This is a genomic window from Pseudomonas frederiksbergensis, assembly GCF_001952935.1.
GTDB lineage: Bacteria > Pseudomonadota > Gammaproteobacteria > Pseudomonadales > Pseudomonadaceae > Aquipseudomonas > Aquipseudomonas frederiksbergensis.
This window is the reverse complement of the sequence record NZ_CP018319.1, coordinates 1,405,086-1,421,017: the sequence shown is the minus strand read 5'-3', so window position 1 is coordinate 1,421,017 and position 15,932 is coordinate 1,405,086. Positions and strand designations below refer to the sequence as shown.

Sequence of the window (15,932 nt, the reverse complement as noted above, 5' to 3'; positions counted from 1 at the left end):
GCCCAAGGGCGTCGAGATTCTTATGGATAAATTGATAATTACCGGTGGCGTTCGTCTTGATGGCGAAATCCGCATCTCCGGGGCAAAGAACTCTGCCCTGCCGATCCTGGCTGCAACCTTGCTGTGCGATGGCCCGGTGACTGTTGCCAACCTGCCGCACCTGCACGACATCACCACCATGATCGAGCTGTTCGGTCGTATGGGCATCGAGCCGGTGATCGACGAGAAACTCAGCGTCGAAATCGACCCGCGAACCATCAAGACCCTGATCGCCCCGTACGAACTGGTGAAAACCATGCGTGCGTCGATTTTGGTGTTGGGCCCGATGGTTGCACGTTTCGGTGAAGCCGAAGTCGCACTGCCTGGCGGTTGCGCCATTGGTTCGCGTCCGGTTGACCTGCACATTCGTGGCCTTGAAGCCATGGGCGCGGTCATCGACGTCGAAGGCGGCTACATCAAGGCCAAGGCGCCTGAAGGTGGCCTGCGCGGTGCGCACTTCTTCTTCGACACCGTCAGTGTGACCGGTACCGAAAACATCATGATGGCGGCCGCTCTGGCCAAGGGCCGCAGCGTTCTGGCAAACGCCGCTCGCGAGCCTGAAGTCATCGACCTGGCGAACTTCCTGATCGCCATGGGCGCCAAGATCACTGGCGCCGGCACCGACACCATCACCATCGATGGCGTCGAGCGTCTGCACCCGACCACTTACAAGGTGATGCCTGACCGTATCGAGACCGGCACCTACCTGGTCGCAGCTGCTGTGACTGGCGGTCGTGTGAAGGTCAAGGACACCGATCCGACCATCCTCGAAGCCGTGCTTGAGAAACTCAAGGAATCGGGTGCCGAAATCACCTGCGGCGAAGACTGGATCGAGCTGAACATGCACGGCAAGCGGCCAAAAGCCGTTAACGTGCGTACCGCTCCGTACCCGGCGTTCCCGACCGACATGCAGGCGCAGTTCATCTCCCTCAACGCCATTGCCGAAGGCACTGGCGCTGTGATCGAGACGATCTTCGAAAACCGCTTCATGCACGTTTACGAACTGCATCGCATGGGCGCTCACATCCAGGTCGAAGGCAACACTGCCATCGTTACCGGCATCGAAAAGCTCAAGGGCGCGCCAGTCATGGCCACCGACCTGCGCGCTTCGGCCAGCCTGGTGATCTCGGCATTGATCGCTGAAGGTGACACCTTGATCGACCGCATCTACCACATCGACCGTGGTTACGAGTGCATCGAAGAGAAACTGCAGATGCTCGGCGCCAAGATCCGCCGCGTACCGGGCTAGTTTCTGCTGCATGGGCGCAGGGACGCGCCCGTTGAATTCGTTTCAAGTCGAGCCGTTTCCGGCTCGATGTGTGTCCGGCGCCATTTGCGACCGGGCATGAGTACCTTGATAAGGATTGACGTTTCCCATGTTGACCATCGCACTGTCCAAGGGCCGCATCCTTGACGACACCCTGCCGCTTCTGGCTGAAGCGGGCATCGTGCCGACCGAGAATCCGGACAAGAGCCGCAAGCTGATCATCCCCACGACCCAGGCCGATGTACGTCTGCTGATCGTGCGCGCCACCGATGTGCCGACTTACGTCGAACATGGTGCCGCTGACCTGGGCGTCGCCGGTAAAGATGTGCTGATGGAGTATGGCGGCCAGGGTTTGTACGAGCCGTTGGACCTGCGAATTGCCCTCTGCAAGCTGATGACCGCCGGCCGTGTCGGTGATGTCGAGCCCAAGGGCCGCCTGCGTGTGGCGACCAAATTCGTCAACGTTGCCAAGCGCTACTACGCCGAACAGGGCCGTCAGGTCGACATCATCAAGCTCTATGGCTCGATGGAACTGGCGCCGCTGATCGGTCTGGCAGACAAGATCATCGACGTGGTCGACACCGGCAACACCCTGCGCGCCAATGGCCTGGAACCCCAGGATTTCATTGCCGACATCAGCTCCCGGCTGATCGTGAACAAAGCTTCGATGAAAATGCAGCATGCCCGTATCCAGGCGTTGATCGACACCCTGCGCAAGGCAGTGGAGTCTCGACACCGCGGCTGATTTACCTGCGCGACGTTAAGTCGCGCCCGTCTATCCGCCTCATAGCCAGAATTCTCAGGTGCCCAAGCGGATCGATGGTAGCTTCGGGTACCTGAGTTTTTTGCCATTCCTATGAGGCTCTCGCTATGACCGCACCGACTGCAATTCGCCGACTCAACGCTGCTGACCCGGATTTTGCACATCATCTGGATCATCTGCTGAGCTGGGAAAGTGTGTCTGACGACTCGGTCAATCAGCGGGTGCTGGACATCATCAAGGCCGTGCGTGAGCGTGGCGATGCGGCGCTGGTGGAGTTCACCCAGAAGTTCGACGGCCTGCAGGTCGCGTCCATGGCGGACCTGATCCTGCCTCGTGAGCGCCTGGAACTGGCCCTGACCCGAATCACCGTGCCGCAGCGTGAAGCGCTGGAAAAAGCCGCGTCCCGAGTACGCAGCTACCACGAGAAACAGAAGCAGGATTCCTGGACCTACACCGAAGCCGACGGCACCGTGCTCGGCCAGAAGGTCACGCCGCTGGATCGCGCCGGTCTGTACGTACCCGGCGGCAAGGCGTCGTACCCGTCCTCGGTACTGATGAACGCGATTCCGGCCAAGGTGGCCGGCGTGACCGAAGTGGTCATGGTAGTGCCGACGCCGCGTGGCGAAATCAACGAGCTGGTGCTGGCCGCCGCTTGCATCGCCGGCGTCGACCGCGTGTTCACCATCGGCGGCGCCCAAGCGGTCGCCGCGCTGGCTTACGGCACCGAAAGTGTGCCGAAGGTCGACAAGGTGGTCGGTCCGGGCAACATCTATGTTGCCACCGCCAAGCGCCACGTGTTCGGTCAGGTCGGCATCGACATGATCGCCGGCCCCTCCGAAATCCTCGTGGTCTGCGACGGCCAGACGGATCCGGACTGGATCGCCATGGACCTGTTCTCCCAGGCCGAGCACGACGAAGACGCCCAGGCGATCCTGGTCAGCCCGGACGCCGAGTTCCTCGACAAGGTCGCCGCCAGCATCGCCAAACTGCTACCGACCATGGAACGCGCCGAGATCATTGAGACGTCGATCAATGGCCGTGGTGCGCTGATCAAGGTCCGCGACATGGACCAGGCCATGGAAGTGGCCAACCGCATCGCACCGGAACACCTTGAGTTGTCCGTTGCAGATCCGCAGGCCTGGCTGCCGAAGATTCGCCACGCGGGTGCGATCTTCATGGGTCGTCACACCTCCGAGGCCTTGGGCGACTACTGCGCCGGCCCCAACCACGTGCTGCCGACCTCCGGCACCGCGCGATTCTCCTCGCCGCTGGGTGTGTACGACTTCCAGAAGCGTTCGTCGATCATCTTCTGCTCCGAGCAGGGTGCGTCGGAACTGGGCAAAACCGCTTCCGTGCTGGCCCGTGGCGAGTCGTTGACCGCTCACGCGCGCAGTGCCGAATACCGCATCGTTGACGATAAGAAGGACAGCTAAGCATGAGTAAATTCTGGAGTCCCTTCGTCAAGAATCTGGTGCCTTACGTGCCGGGCGAGCAGCCGAAACTGGCGAAACTGGTGAAGCTCAACACCAACGAAAACCCGTACGGTCCATCGCCAAAAGCCTTGGCGGCGATGCAGACCGAACTGAATGACAACTTGCGTCTGTACCCGGACCCGAACAGCGATCTGCTGAAAAACGCGGTGGCCAGTTATTACGGCGTGCAGAGCAATCAGGTATTTCTCGGCAACGGTTCCGACGAAGTACTGGCGCACATTTTCCACGGCTTGCTGCAACACGATCATCCAGTGCTGTTCCCGGACATCAGCTACAGCTTCTATCCGGTTTACTGCGGGTTGTACGGCATTGCCTTCGACGCGGTGCCGCTGGACGAGCAGTTCCAGATCAACCCGGTGGACTATGCCAAGCCGAACGGCGGGATCATCTTCCCGAATCCGAACGCACCGACGGGCTGCCTGTTGGCGCTGGACGCTGTTGAGCAAATCCTCAAGGCGAGCCCGGATTCAGTAGTCGTGGTGGATGAGGCTTACATCGATTTCGGTGGTGAGACGGCGATCAGTCTGGTGGATCGTTATCCAAACCTGCTGGTGACCCAGACCCTGTCCAAGTCCCGTTCGCTGGCCGGCCTGAGGGTGGGGCTGGCGGTGGGGCACCCGGACCTGATCGAGGCGCTGGAGCGGATCAAGAACAGCTTCAACTCCTATCCGCTGGATCGTCTGGCAAATGTCGGTGCAGCCGCAGCGTTCGAAGATCGCGAGTACTTCGACAAGACCTGCCGGTTGGTCATCGAGCATCGTGAAAAGGTCGTTGCGCAACTGCAAGCGAAAGGCTTTGAAGTGTTGCCGTCGGCGGCGAACTTCATCTTCGCCCGTCATCCGAAACACGATGCGGCAGGGCTGGCGGCGAAGTTGCGTGAGCAAGGGGTGATCGTTCGGCACTTCAAGCAGGAACGGATTGCCCAGTTCCTGCGGATTTCCATCGGTACGCCAGAACAGAATCAGGCGCTGATCGACGGCCTCGGCTACCTGTAAGACTTCCCCGATCCTGTAGGAGCGAGCCTGCTCGCGATGAGGCCATAACATTCAGCATTGATGTTGAATGCAATGCCGCTATCGCGAGCAGGCTCGCTCCCACAAAGGTGTGGGGGTTACTCGTGATGCGCTTCGCCGAGGAAGGTCAGCGACGTGAACAGCCCACGCGTGGCCACATCCGGGTTGTCCTTCAGCGAAATCTCCATCTGCGCCGAAATCACATTCAACCCTTCATTACGCACCAATACTTGCGCCCGGCCCTCTGCGTCGGTCTCGGTGCTCAAGGTATTCGGCGCGCTACGATAGTCGCCTACCAACTTCACGCCCGCCGCCGGCTTACCATCCAATAGCACTCGAACCGGTAACGATTTACCCGGCCCGACAGTCAACGGATCAACCTCCGGCAGAATCAGCAGTTTCATCTGATCAAGCTTCGGCAGTTTCGCCCCCGGCTGGTAGATCGCCAGGCTGTACTTGAAGGTCTGGGTCGACTCAATGGCCCCCGGTACTTTGCTGCGTCCTTCGTTGATCCATTTTTTATCCGGCGTCTGCGACCACATGCCATTGTCCAGCGCCACGGCCATCACCGCCGGCGGTTTCAACGGCTGCAGGCGGGCGTGGTCGGCCAGCCGTTGCACGCTCACCGGGATCATTTTTCCGGCGACGTCATAAGCCCACGCGCCACTGATTTTCTGCGCCTTGAAGGCGTTATCTTCGGCGCCGTGGCCGTAGATGACTTCAATGTTGCCGCGACGTTCTTCGGTCCACAGGCCATGGGCCGAGACTTCAGTGGCGAACAGCAGTCCAAGCAGCGCCAGGGGTTTGAGGTTTTGCATGGTGATTTCCTTTTACAGATTGAGTGTCAGGCTGACGGTGAAATTGCGCGGCTCGCCGGGGTTGACCCAGTAGTTGCTGTAAGAGCGCTCGAAGTATTTTTCGTCGAAAAGGTTGTTCAGGTTCAGGCCCACGGTGACGTTTTCGCTGGCCTTGTAATGGGCCAGCAGGTCGACGGTGTGGTAGGCCGGCAGTTCGAAATCGCTGCCGGCTTCGCCCGACCGATCACCGACATAGGTGAACGCTGCGCCAAGGTCCGAGCCGCGCAAATGACCATTCTGAAATTCATAAACGCCCAGCACACTGCCGCTGCGTTTGGCCACACCGAGAATTCGGCTGCCGGTGGGAATCACCTTGTCGCCTTGGGTGACTTCGGCGTCGATGTAAGCGAAGGCACCGATCACTCGCACCGCGTCGGTGACTTGCCCGGTGACTTGCAGGTCGACACCCTGGCTGCGAGCCTTGCCCATGGCGCGGCTGGAGTCGGTCGCCGGATCGAGCGCCAGGACGTTTTCCTTTTCGATATGGAAGGCGGCGAGGGTGCTGCTCAAGCGGTCGTCGAACAGTTCGCTCTTGAGCCCGACTTCATAACCGACGCCTTCTTCCGGGTCGAAAGATTTGCCGGCGGCATCCAGGCCGTTGTTCGGTTTGAAGGAGGTGGAGACGTTGGTGAATAACCCCACTTCGGGCGTCAATTGGTAGAGCAGCCCGGCCCGTTGGGTCAGTGCGTCGTGGCGCTGGCGGCTGGTCGCATTGCGGCTGTGATCGTCGATGCGTTGTTCGAAATGTTCGAAGCGCGCACCGAGCATGCCGCGCAGTTTGTCGGTGAAGACGATCTGGTCTTGAAGGTTCAACGCCTGGCTTTCGACGTGCTCGAAGAAGTCGGTCCCGGAGCGTGCGCCATTGGGTTTCGGCTGGCCATAAATCGGCCGGTAGATATCGATGGCGTAAGGACCGCCGGCAATGGTTGTGACCCGTTCGTTCTTGCGGAAATTCTCGTATTCGCTGCCGATCAGCAGTTCGTGTTGCCAGCTGCCGATGTCGAACATACCGCGCAGTTCGAGCTGGGTGATGCTGTCGTGCCAGTTGGTGTCGCGCTCGCGATAGCGGCGGTTGACGGTGTGGCCGTCGGCGTTCAAGGGACGAGTTTCGGAGGCGAAGCCCCAGAGCTTGCCTTCCTTGTAATGGCTGGCGAGGCGTAGTTTCCAGCGGTCGTTGAGATGATGTTCGAGGGCGGCTTGCAGCAGATTGTTGTGGTTGTCGATGTCGCCGTCGTTGGGTTCACCAAGGAAGGTGGAACGGGAGACACCGCTCCATTTATTGTTCGGCGCGACGATACCGCGATCGAAGGTCGAGCTGTGGCGCACGAACTCGCTCTCCACCAACAGGCTGGTGTCCGGGTTCAGTTGCCAGCTGAACGAAGGCGCAACGAACACGCGCTGACTGTCGATGTGATCGCGGAAGCTGTGGTTGTCTTCGACGGCCAGATTTACCCGGGACAGAACATTGCCGTCAGCATCCAGCGGTGTGTTGACGTCCACGGCGGTGCGATAACGATCCCAACTGCCGGCGCTGGTTTGCAGTGTGGTGAAGGCTTCGGGCTGGGGTTTTTTGGTGACGATGTTCACCGTGCCGCCCGGATCGCCACGACCATAGAGGCTGGCGGCCGGGCCTTTGAGCACTTCGATGCGTTCGACGTTGGCCACGTCCGGGGCGCTTGGATAGCCGCGGTTGGCGCTGAAACCATCCTTGTAGAACTCCGACGTGGTGAAGCCGCGCACGCTGTATTCGTAGAGTGTCAGGCCGCCGAAGTTGTTCTGTTTCGACACGCCACCGGCAAAATCCAGCGCGCGTTCGACGCTGGTGCTACCCAGGTCCTTGAGCACGCTGACGGGAATCACACTGATCGATTGCGGGATATCGCGAAGGGCGGTGTCGGTTTTGGTTGCGCTGGAGGAGCGCGTGGCGCGGTAACCCTGGACCGGGCCAGTGGGGGATTCGTAGTCGGAGGTGACGCTGATGGCGTCCAGCTCAACGGTTTGCGTTTCTTCGGCGAAGACCGGATCCCCCAGCAAACCGAGGGCCAGGCCTGCGAGGGAAACCATTGTTCGAGACGACATGTTATGTTGTTCCAATAGTGATATTGAAACAATATAACATGCCTAATGAGAATGTCTGCTGTTAACAGCTTTGCAGTTATGGAGCTGCTGAGGCCGCAGCTCCTCTCGGCTTACTCTTGTTCTTTTTCCTTGATGGGAGCAGGTGGCGGACGCAGACCGATCTCGGCGGTGAGCTTGAGCTCTTTGCCGTTGCGCATCACCTGGATCGTGACCTTGTCGGTCGGTTTGATCCGCGCGACCTGGTTCATCGAACGACGACCATCGCCGGCCGGTTCGCCGTCGATGCTGAGGATCACGTCACCCAGTTGCAGTCCGGCCTTCTGTGCCGGGCCGTCACGGAAAATTCCCGCGACCACAATGCCCGGGCGCCCCGACAGGCCAAACGATTCCGCCAGTTCCTGGCTCAACGGCTGCACTTCGATACCGAGCCAGCCGCGAATCACCTGGCCGTGCTCGATGATCGACTTCATCACTTCCATGGCCAGTTTCACCGGGATGGCGAAACCGATGCCCTGCGAACCGCCGGACTTGGAGAAAATCGCCGTGTTGATGCCAGTCAGGTTGCCGTTGGCATCCACCAGCGCACCGCCGGAGTTGCCGGGGTTGATCGCCGCGTCGGTCTGGATGAAGTCTTCGTAGTTGTTCAGGCCCAGCTGATTGCGCCCGGTGGCGCTGATGATGCCCATGGTCACGGTCTGGCCGACGCCGAACGGGTTGCCGATGGCCAACGCCACGTCGCCGATGCGGATATTGTCGGAACGACCGACAGTGATCGATGGAAGATTCTTCAAGTCGATCTTCAGGACCGCGAGGTCGGTTTCCGGGTCGCTGCCGATCACTCGGGCCAGGGTCTCACGCCCGTCCTTGAGCGCCACCACAATCTGGTCGGCGCCGCTGGTCACGTGGTTGTTGGTCAGCAGGTAACCTTCCGGGCTCATGATCACGCCGGAGCCAAGGCTCGACTCCATGCGCTTCTGTTTGGGCGAGTTGTCGCCGAAGAAGCGGCGAAACTGTGGGTCCTCGAACAGCGGATGGTTCGGTTTGTTGACGACTTTGGTGGTGTACAGGTTGACCACCGAGGGCGCAGCCGTGGTCACCGCGTCGGCATAGGACACCGGACCCTGTTGCATGGTGGTGGTTTGCGGGGCTTGTTGCATATTGACGTCAAGGCTTGGGAGCCCGACCCACTCCGGGTAACGCTGGATGATTAACAGAGCGATAAGCACGCCGGCCAACAGCGGCCAGCCGGAAAAACGCAGCGCCTTGAGCATTAAGCACGTCCTGAGAGGTTGCAGGCGGTATGAGACCGCCCATAATGTCGCGCATTATACGAGGCGAAACGTGCCTCTGAACGGGATATTTAGGAGTCTTTTATGGCCGTCGCCCTGAGCACCCTGGTCGAAGAAGCCGACCGTTACCTTAACAGTGCAAAGATTGCCGATTACTGCCCCAATGGGTTGCAGGTCGAAGGCCGGCCGCAGGTCATGCGCATCGTCAGTGGCGTCACCGCCAGCCAGGCATTGCTCGACGCCGCTGTGGAAGTCCGCGCCGACCTGATACTGGTGCATCACGGCTATTTCTGGAAGGGCGAGAATCCGTGCATCACCGGCATGAAGCAGCGTCGGTTGAAAACCCTGCTCAAGCACGATATCAGCCTGTTGTCTTATCACTTGCCGCTGGATCTGCACCCGGAAGTCGGCAATAACGTTCAGCTGGCACGTCAGCTCGATATCACTGTGGAAGGCCCATTGGATCCGGACAACCTCAAAGTTGTCGGCCTGGTCGGTTCATTGAACGAACCGGTGACGGCCCGTGATTTTGCCCGTCGCGTACAAGAAGCCATGGGCCGCGAACCGTTGCTGATCGAAGGCAGCGAGATGATTCGCCGCGTTGGCTGGTGTACCGGTGGCGGCCAGGGTTACATCGATCAGGCCGTGCTGGCTGGCGTCGACTTGTACCTCAGCGGCGAGGCGTCCGAGCAGACCTTCCACAGCGCTCGGGAAAATGACATCAGTTTCATCGCCGCCGGCCATCACGCCACCGAGCGCTATGGCGTGCAGGCGTTGGGCGATTATCTGGCCCGACGCTTTGCCCTTGAGCACATCTTCATCGATTGCCCGAATCCTATCTGAATCACCCATACCCACTGTAGGAGCGAGCCTGCTCGCGATGGCTGCGTCACATTCGACATTGATGCAACTGACACACCGCTATCGCGAGCAGGCTCACTCCCACAGGACCCGGTACACCCGAACGGGCAGGTATATTCATATACCCTTTCGATCTAGTCGGCGTCCTGATTAGAAGAGGACGCTGTGCTAGGATTCCTCGCTCGAACACGGCCCGCTGGCCGTCCATAAGATCGTTTTCGTGAGTAGCCATGGTCGACAAACTGACGCATCTGAAACAGCTGGAGGCCGAAAGCATCCACATCATCCGCGAGGTCGCCGCCGAGTTCGATAACCCGGTGATGCTGTACTCCGTCGGTAAAGACTCCGCCGTGATGCTGCACCTTGCGCGCAAGGCATTCTTCCCGGGCAAGCTGCCGTTCCCGGTGATGCACGTCGACACCCGGTGGAAGTTCAAGGAAATGTACGCGTTCCGCGACCGCATGGTCGAAGAGCTCGGCCTTGACCTGCTGGTACACGTGAATCCCGAGGGTGTTGCGCAGGGCATCAACCCGCTCACCCACGGCAGCGCCAAGCACACCGATATCATGAAAACCGAAGGCCTCAAGCAGGCCCTCGACAAGTACGGTTTCGACGCCGCTTTCGGTGGTGCCCGTCGTGACGAAGAGAAATCCCGTGCCAAAGAGCGCGTGTATTCCTTCCGCGATACCAAGCACCGCTGGGACCCGAAAAACCAGCGTCCAGAGTTGTGGAACGTCTACAACGGCAAGGTCAACAAGGGCGAATCGATCCGTGTTTTCCCGTTGTCGAACTGGACCGAACTGGACATCTGGCAGTACATCTACCTCGAAGGCATCCCGATTGTGCCGCTGTATTTCGCCGCCGAGCGCGACGTCATCGAGATGAACGGCACCTGGATCATGATCGACGACGAACGCCTGCTCAATCACCTGAGCGATGAAGACAAGGCGCGCATCGTCAAGAAGAAGGTCCGCTTCCGTACGCTGGGCGACTACCCGTTGACCGGTGCGGTCGAGTCCGAGGCCACCAGCCTGACCGACATCATTCAGGAAATGCTCCTGACGCGAACTTCCGAACGCCAGGGCCGGGTCATCGATCACGATGGCGCAGGCTCGATGGAAGAAAAGAAACGTCAGGGTTATTTCTAAGGGGTTGTCATGTCGCACGCATCTGATTTGATCAGCGAGGACATCCTCGCCTACCTGGGCCAGCACGAACGCAAGGAAATGCTGCGCTTTCTGACCTGTGGCAACGTCGACGACGGCAAGAGCACCCTGATCGGGCGTCTGCTGCACGACTCCAAGATGATCTACGAAGATCACCTGGAAGCCATCACCCGCGACTCGAAAAAAGTCGGCACCACTGGCGATGACATCGACCTGGCATTGCTGGTCGACGGCCTGCAGGCCGAGCGTGAGCAGGGCATCACCATCGATGTCGCTTACCGCTACTTCTCCACCGCCAAGCGCAAATTCATCATCGCCGATACCCCTGGCCATGAGCAGTACACCCGCAACATGGCCACCGGTGCGTCCACCTGTGACCTGGCGATCATCCTGGTCGACGCCCGTTACGGCGTGCAGACCCAGACCCGTCGCCACAGCTTCATTGCCTCGTTGCTGGGCATCAAGCACATCGTTGTCGCCATCAACAAGATGGACCTCAACGGTTTCGACGAAACAGTCTTCGAGTCGATCAAGGCCGATTACCTGAAGTTCGCCGAAGGCATCGCGTTCAAACCGACCACCATGGCCTTCGTGCCGATGTCGGCGCTCAAGGGCGACAACGTGGTGAACAAGTCCGAGCGCTCGCCGTGGTACACCGGCCAGTCGCTGATGGAAATCCTTGAAACCGTCGAGATCGCCAGCGACCGCAACTACACCGACCTGCGTTTCCCGGTGCAGTACGTCAACCGTCCGAACCTGAACTTCCGTGGTTTCGCCGGTACGCTGGCCAGCGGCGTCGTGCACAAGGGCGACGAAGTCGTGGTGTTGCCATCGGGCAAGAGCAGCCGTGTGAAGTCCATCGTCACCTTCGAAGGTGAACTGGAGCACGCCGGTCCTGGTCAAGCGGTGACGCTGACCATGGAAGACGAAATCGACATCTCCCGCGGTGACTTGCTGGTGCACGCCGACAATCAGCCGCAAGTGACCGATGCCTTCGACGCCATGCTGGTGTGGATGGCCGAAGAGCCGATGCTGCCGGGCAAGAAATACGACATCAAGCGCGCCACCACTTACGTGCCGGGTTCGATCACCAGCATCGTCAATCGCGTTGACGTGAACACCCTGGAAGAAGGTCCGGCCAGTTCGTTGCACCTGAACGAAATCGGTCGGGTGAAGATCAGCCTCGACGCGGCCATTGCGCTGGACGGTTACGCGAGCAACCGCACCACCGGTTCGTTCATCGTCATCGATCGACTGACCAATGGCACCGTCGCTGCCGGCATGATCATCGCTCAGCCGTTGAGCCATGGCACCAGCACCCATCACGGCAAACTGGCGCACGTCGCCACCGAAGAACGCGCCCAGCGCTTCGGCCAGCAACCGGCTACCGTGTTGTTCAGCGGCTTGTCGGGCGCGGGCAAAAGCACCCTGGCTTATGCCGTTGAACGCAAGCTGTTCGATATGGGCCGCGCGGTGTTTGTACTCGATGGCCAGAACCTGCGTCACGACCTGAACAAAGGTCTGCCGCAGGATCGTGCCGGGCGTACCGAGAACTGGCGTCGTGCGGCGCACGTTGCGCGTCAGTTCAACGAAGCCGGTTTGTTGACTTTGGCAGCCTTCGTTGCGCCGAGTGCCGAAGGTCGTGAGCAGGCTCGCGAGCTGATCGGCAAGGAGCGTCTGCTGACGGTCTACGTCCAGGCCTCGCCGACAGTCTGTGCCGAGCGTGACCCACAAGGCCTGTACGCGGCGGCCGGGGATAACATCCCGGGCGATTCCTTCCCGTACGACGTGCCGCTGGACGCCGACCTCGTGGTCGATACCCAGTCGCTGTCGCTGGAAGAAAGCGTCAAGCAAGTGCTGGATCTGCTGCGCAAGCGTGGCGCGATCTAAGCGTTAGCCGCTAATAAAAACCCGCCGATGAGTGATCATCGGCGGGTTTTTTGTGTCTGGGAGAACGCCTTCGCGAGCAAGCCCGCTCCCACAGTGGATTTCTGTCGTACACAAAACTTGTGTCTCATGAAGATCCAATGTGGGAGCGGGCTTGCTCGCGAAGAGGCCAGTACAGGCACCTCAAGACTTGGCTGGATACTCGCGATGCATCTGCCCCAGCAGCGCATCCTTGTCTTCCCATAGCTGGTTGATCCAGCCCTGAAACTGCAAGCGATACTCGCCGTCCTGGTCGTAGTTCTTGCCGATGAACTGCGGCGGAATCTTCAGCTCCTGAAAATGCACCACCACATCCTTCACGTTCCCACAGAGCAAATCCCAGTAACCAGGACGGCCGGCCGGATAGTGAATGGTCACGTTGACGATGGCTTCCAGCTGCTCACCCATGGCATCCAGCACAAACGCAATGCCGCCAGCCTTGGGCTTGAGCAAATGCTTGAACGGCGATTTCTGCTGGGCATGCTTGCCTTCGGTGAAGCGCGTGCCTTCGACGAAGTTGAAAATCCCCACCGGGTTATGGCGGAACTTGTCGCAGGTCTTGCGGGTGGTCTCCAGGTCTTTGCCTTTCTTCTCCGGGTGCTTTTCCAGGTAGGCCTTGGAGTAGCGCTTCATGAACGGAAAGCCGAGCGCCCACCACGCCAGGCCAATCACCGGCACCCAGATCAGTTGCTGTTTGAGGAAGAACTTCAGCGGGCGAATCTTCCGGTTCAGCACGTATTGCAACACCATGATGTCGACCCAACTCTGGTGGTTGCTGGTGATCAGATACGAGTGCTGATAGTCCAGGCCTTCCAGGCCGCTGAGTGTCCAGCGCGTGTGTCCGAGCAAGTCCATCCAGGCCTTGTTGTTGCTGATCCAGGCTTCGTGAATATGGCTCATCAGCCAATCGGTAAAACGCTGGGCGGCGGGGAAGGGCAATAGCAGTTTGAAAATCGCCACGATGAACAGCGGTGTGCAGCAGGCAATCGTGTTCAGCGCCAACAGCAGCGAGGCAATGACGCCTCGCAACGGTGCGGGTAGGGAATCCAGCATTTAAAGATCCAAAGGTCGGTTGGCAGCTTGAATCGCGGTCAACGCGATGGTGTAGACGATGTCATCGACTTGCGCGCCGCGCGGCAGGTCGTTCACCGGTTTGCGCAGGCCTTGCAGCATCGGCCCGAGGCTGACGCAGTCGGCGCTGCGCTGCACGGCTTTGTGGGTGGTGTTGCCGGTGTTCAGGTCGGGGAACACGAACACGGTGGCGCGACCGGCGACCTGGCTGTTCGGCGCCAATTGCCGGGCAACGGTTTCGTTGGCGGCGGCGTCGTATTGCAATGGGCCGTCGATCAGCAGCGAGTTCTGTTGTTCATGGGCGAGCAACGTCGCTTCGCGCACCTTCTCGACTTCTTCGCCGCTGGCCGACTCACCGCTGGAATAGCTGATCATCGCCACGCGCGGGGTGATGCCGAAAGCGGCTGCCGAGTCGGCGCTTTGCAGCGCGATCTCGGCCAGTTCGCTGGCGCTCGGGTGCGGGTTCATCACGCAGTCGCCGTAGACCAGCACTTCCTCGGGGAAGAGCATGAAGAACACCGACGACACCAACGTGCAGCCCGGCGCGGTCTTGATCAATTGCAAGGCCGGGCGGATGGTGTTGGCAGTGGAGTGAATGACCCCGGACACCAATCCGTCGACCTCATCCAGCGCCAGCATCATGGTGCCGATCACCACGGTGTCTTCCAGTTGCTGCTCGGCCATCGGCGCGTTGAGGCTTTTGGTTTTGCGCAGGGCGACCATCGGCTCGACGTAGCGCTCGCGAATCAGGTCCGGGTCGAGGATTTCCAGCCCCGGCGGCAACTCGATGCCTTGGGCGCGGGCCACGGCTTCGACGTCTGCCGGTTTCGCCAGCAACACGCAGCGAGCGATCCCGCGCGCCTGACAGATCGCCGCGGCTTGCACGGTCAGCGGCTCGCTGCCTTCGGGCAGAACGATGCGCTTGTTGGCGGCCTGGGCGCGCTGGATCAATTGATAACGGAACACGGCGGGCGACAGGCGCATTTCCCGTGGCGTGCCGCAACGTTGATGCAGCCACTTGGCGTCGAGGTGGCTGGCAACGAAATCGGTGATGATCTCCGCGCGCTCGCGGTCGTCGATCGGGATTTCCTTGTTCAAACCGTTCAACTGGTTGGCGGTGTCGTAGGAACCGGTGCTTACCGACAACACCGGCAGGCCAGCCTGCAATGCGCCACGACAGAGGTCCATGATGCGCGGGTCGGGCAGGGTGTCACTGGTCAGCAACAGGCCGGCCAGCGGCACGCCGTTCATGGCAGCGAGGCTGACGGCGAGGATGATGTCGTCGCGATCACCGGGCGTCACCACCAACACGCCGGGCTTGAGCAGCTCCACGGTGTTACGCACGGTGCGGGCGCAGATGATGATGTTGGTCATGCGCCGGGTTTCGTAATCACCGGCATTGAGAATCTGCGCGCCCATCAGGTCGGCGACGTCGCGGGTGCGCGGGGCGTTCAATTCCGGTTGGAACGGGATGCAACCCAGCAGGCGGAAATCACCGCTGCGTAGCAATGGCGAGTGTTCTTTCAGGCGGGAGGCGAAGGCCTCCATGCTCTCGTCGGTTTTGACCTTGTTGAGGATCACGCCGAGGACTTTCGGGTCTTTGGGGCCGCCGAACAATTGCGCCTGTAATTCCACTCGGCCGGACAGTTCGGTCAGCACTTCGTTTTCCGGTGCCGAGACCAGGATCACTTCGGCGTCGAGGCTTTTTGCCAAATGCAGATTGACCCGCGCGGCGTAACTGGCGCTGCGGGTCGGGACCATGCCTTCTACGATCAGCACATCCTTGCCGACTGCCGCCTGCTGATAGAGGGTGATGATTTCTTCGAGCAACTCGTCCAGTTGACCGTCGCCGAGCATGCGCTCGACGTGGGCCAGGCCGAGCGGCTGAGGCGGTTTCAAACCGTGAGTGCGCGCCACCAGTTCGGTGGACCGTTCAGGCCCGGTGTCACCCGGATGTGGCTGGGCAATCGGTTTGAAAAAGCCGACCTTGAGGCCGGCCCGCTCAAGGGTACGCACCAGCCCAAGGCTGATGGAGGTCAGACCCACACCAAAATCGGTGGGCGCGATAAAAAAAGTTTGCATGCGGATTCTCTGGAGGTGCATGGCAA

At 60.1% G+C, this 15,932-nt stretch carries 12 protein-coding genes; 7 read left to right on the top strand and 5 right to left on the bottom strand.

The window, feature by feature from the left end:
* Nucleotides 1–22: 22 nt before the first annotated feature.
* The 4 genes from murA (at nt 23) to hisC (ending at nt 4,557) form a co-directional block, all read left to right on the top strand.
* Nucleotides 23–1,288, top strand: a complete 1,266-nt coding sequence (gene murA, locus PFAS1_RS06825) for a UDP-N-acetylglucosamine 1-carboxyvinyltransferase (protein ID WP_046052892.1) — start codon at nt 23–25, stop codon at nt 1,286–1,288.
* A gap of 127 nt (nt 1,289–1,415) precedes the next feature.
* Nucleotides 1,416–2,051: an ATP phosphoribosyltransferase gene (hisG, locus tag PFAS1_RS06820; RefSeq protein ID WP_007901570.1), complete on the top strand. Its 636-nt coding sequence runs from the start codon at nt 1,416–1,418 to the stop codon at nt 2,049–2,051.
* Between the two features lie 125 nt (nt 2,052–2,176).
* Entirely contained in the window at nt 2,177–3,502 is a 1,326-nt protein-coding gene (gene hisD / locus PFAS1_RS06815; protein ID WP_074873798.1) for a histidinol dehydrogenase, read from the top strand.
* Between the two features lie 2 nt (nt 3,503–3,504).
* Nucleotides 3,505–4,557, top strand: a complete 1,053-nt coding sequence (hisC, locus tag PFAS1_RS06810) for a histidinol-phosphate transaminase (RefSeq protein WP_076028635.1) — start codon at nt 3,505–3,507, stop codon at nt 4,555–4,557.
* Between the two features lie 116 nt (nt 4,558–4,673).
* On the opposite strand, the gene PFAS1_RS06805 is transcribed toward hisC, so the two are convergent.
* The 3 genes from PFAS1_RS06805 to algW all read right to left on the bottom strand — a co-directional run bounded on the left by PFAS1_RS06805 (nt 4,674) and on the right by algW (nt 8,782).
* On the bottom strand, nt 4,674–5,393 hold the full coding sequence (locus PFAS1_RS06805) for a DUF4198 domain-containing protein (RefSeq protein ID WP_074873800.1): 720 nt from the start codon (nt 5,391–5,393) through the stop codon (nt 4,674–4,676).
* A 12-nt stretch (nt 5,394–5,405) separates the two neighbouring features.
* Nucleotides 5,406–7,511, bottom strand: coding sequence for a TonB-dependent siderophore receptor (locus PFAS1_RS06800; protein WP_076028634.1), 2,106 nt, complete (start codon nt 7,509–7,511; stop codon nt 5,406–5,408).
* A 110-nt stretch (nt 7,512–7,621) separates the two neighbouring features.
* The gene (algW, locus tag PFAS1_RS06795; protein ID WP_074873802.1) at nt 7,622–8,782 is read right to left on the bottom strand and encodes a Do family serine endopeptidase AlgW; all 1,161 of its coding nucleotides are present in this window, start codon (nt 8,780–8,782) and stop codon (nt 7,622–7,624) included.
* A 102-nt stretch (nt 8,783–8,884) separates the two neighbouring features.
* Between algW and PFAS1_RS06790 the strand changes: the two genes are divergently transcribed.
* The 3 genes from PFAS1_RS06790 to cysN all read left to right on the top strand — a co-directional run bounded on the left by PFAS1_RS06790 (nt 8,885) and on the right by cysN (nt 12,717).
* Entirely contained in the window at nt 8,885–9,643 is a 759-nt protein-coding gene (locus PFAS1_RS06790; protein WP_076028633.1) for a Nif3-like dinuclear metal center hexameric protein, read from the top strand.
* Nucleotides 9,644–9,891: 248 nt separating this feature from the next.
* A complete protein-coding gene (gene cysD / locus PFAS1_RS06780; protein ID WP_030128620.1) occupies nt 9,892–10,809 on the top strand; it encodes a sulfate adenylyltransferase subunit CysD in 918 nt (305 codons plus the stop codon).
* A gap of 9 nt (nt 10,810–10,818) precedes the next feature.
* Entirely contained in the window at nt 10,819–12,717 is a 1,899-nt protein-coding gene (cysN, locus tag PFAS1_RS06775) for a sulfate adenylyltransferase subunit CysN (protein ID WP_076028631.1), read from the top strand.
* Between the two features lie 180 nt (nt 12,718–12,897).
* On the opposite strand, the gene PFAS1_RS06770 is transcribed toward cysN, so the two are convergent.
* Together PFAS1_RS06770 and pta are read right to left on the bottom strand one after the other, a co-directional pair.
* Nucleotides 12,898–13,806 (bottom strand): acyltransferase, encoded by a 909-nt coding sequence (locus PFAS1_RS06770; protein ID WP_076028630.1) that lies wholly within the window; start codon nt 13,804–13,806, stop codon nt 12,898–12,900.
* Nucleotides 13,807–15,906, bottom strand: a complete 2,100-nt coding sequence (pta, locus tag PFAS1_RS06765) for a phosphate acetyltransferase (RefSeq protein ID WP_008150719.1) — start codon at nt 15,904–15,906, stop codon at nt 13,807–13,809.
* Between the last annotated feature and the right edge of the window lie 26 nt (nt 15,907–15,932).

What these genes read in the sequence shown, in the direction of transcription:
- cysD (WP_030128620.1), top strand. Translation starts at nt 9,892, where the DNA reads ATGGTCGACAAACTGACGCATCTGAAACAGCTGGAGGCCGAAAGCATC.
- murA (WP_046052892.1), top strand. Translation starts at nt 23, where the DNA reads ATGGATAAATTGATAATTACCGGTGGCGTTCGTCTTGATGGCGAAATC.
- PFAS1_RS06790 (WP_076028633.1), top strand. Translation starts at nt 8,885, where the DNA reads ATGGCCGTCGCCCTGAGCACCCTGGTCGAAGAAGCCGACCGTTACCTT.
- hisG (WP_007901570.1), top strand. Translation starts at nt 1,416, where the DNA reads ATGTTGACCATCGCACTGTCCAAGGGCCGCATCCTTGACGACACCCTG.
- PFAS1_RS06770 (WP_076028630.1), bottom strand. Translation starts at nt 13,806, where the DNA reads ATGCTGGATTCCCTACCCGCACCGTTGCGAGGCGTCATTGCCTCGCTG.
- algW (WP_074873802.1), bottom strand. Translation starts at nt 8,782, where the DNA reads ATGCTCAAGGCGCTGCGTTTTTCCGGCTGGCCGCTGTTGGCCGGCGTG.
- hisD (WP_074873798.1), top strand. Translation starts at nt 2,177, where the DNA reads ATGACCGCACCGACTGCAATTCGCCGACTCAACGCTGCTGACCCGGAT.
- hisC (WP_076028635.1), top strand. Translation starts at nt 3,505, where the DNA reads ATGAGTAAATTCTGGAGTCCCTTCGTCAAGAATCTGGTGCCTTACGTG.
- PFAS1_RS06805 (WP_074873800.1), bottom strand. Translation starts at nt 5,393, where the DNA reads ATGCAAAACCTCAAACCCCTGGCGCTGCTTGGACTGCTGTTCGCCACT.
- cysN (WP_076028631.1), top strand. Translation starts at nt 10,819, where the DNA reads ATGTCGCACGCATCTGATTTGATCAGCGAGGACATCCTCGCCTACCTG.
- pta (WP_008150719.1), bottom strand. Translation starts at nt 15,906, where the DNA reads ATGCAAACTTTTTTTATCGCGCCCACCGATTTTGGTGTGGGTCTGACC.
- PFAS1_RS06800 (WP_076028634.1), bottom strand. Translation starts at nt 7,511, where the DNA reads ATGTCGTCTCGAACAATGGTTTCCCTCGCAGGCCTGGCCCTCGGTTTG.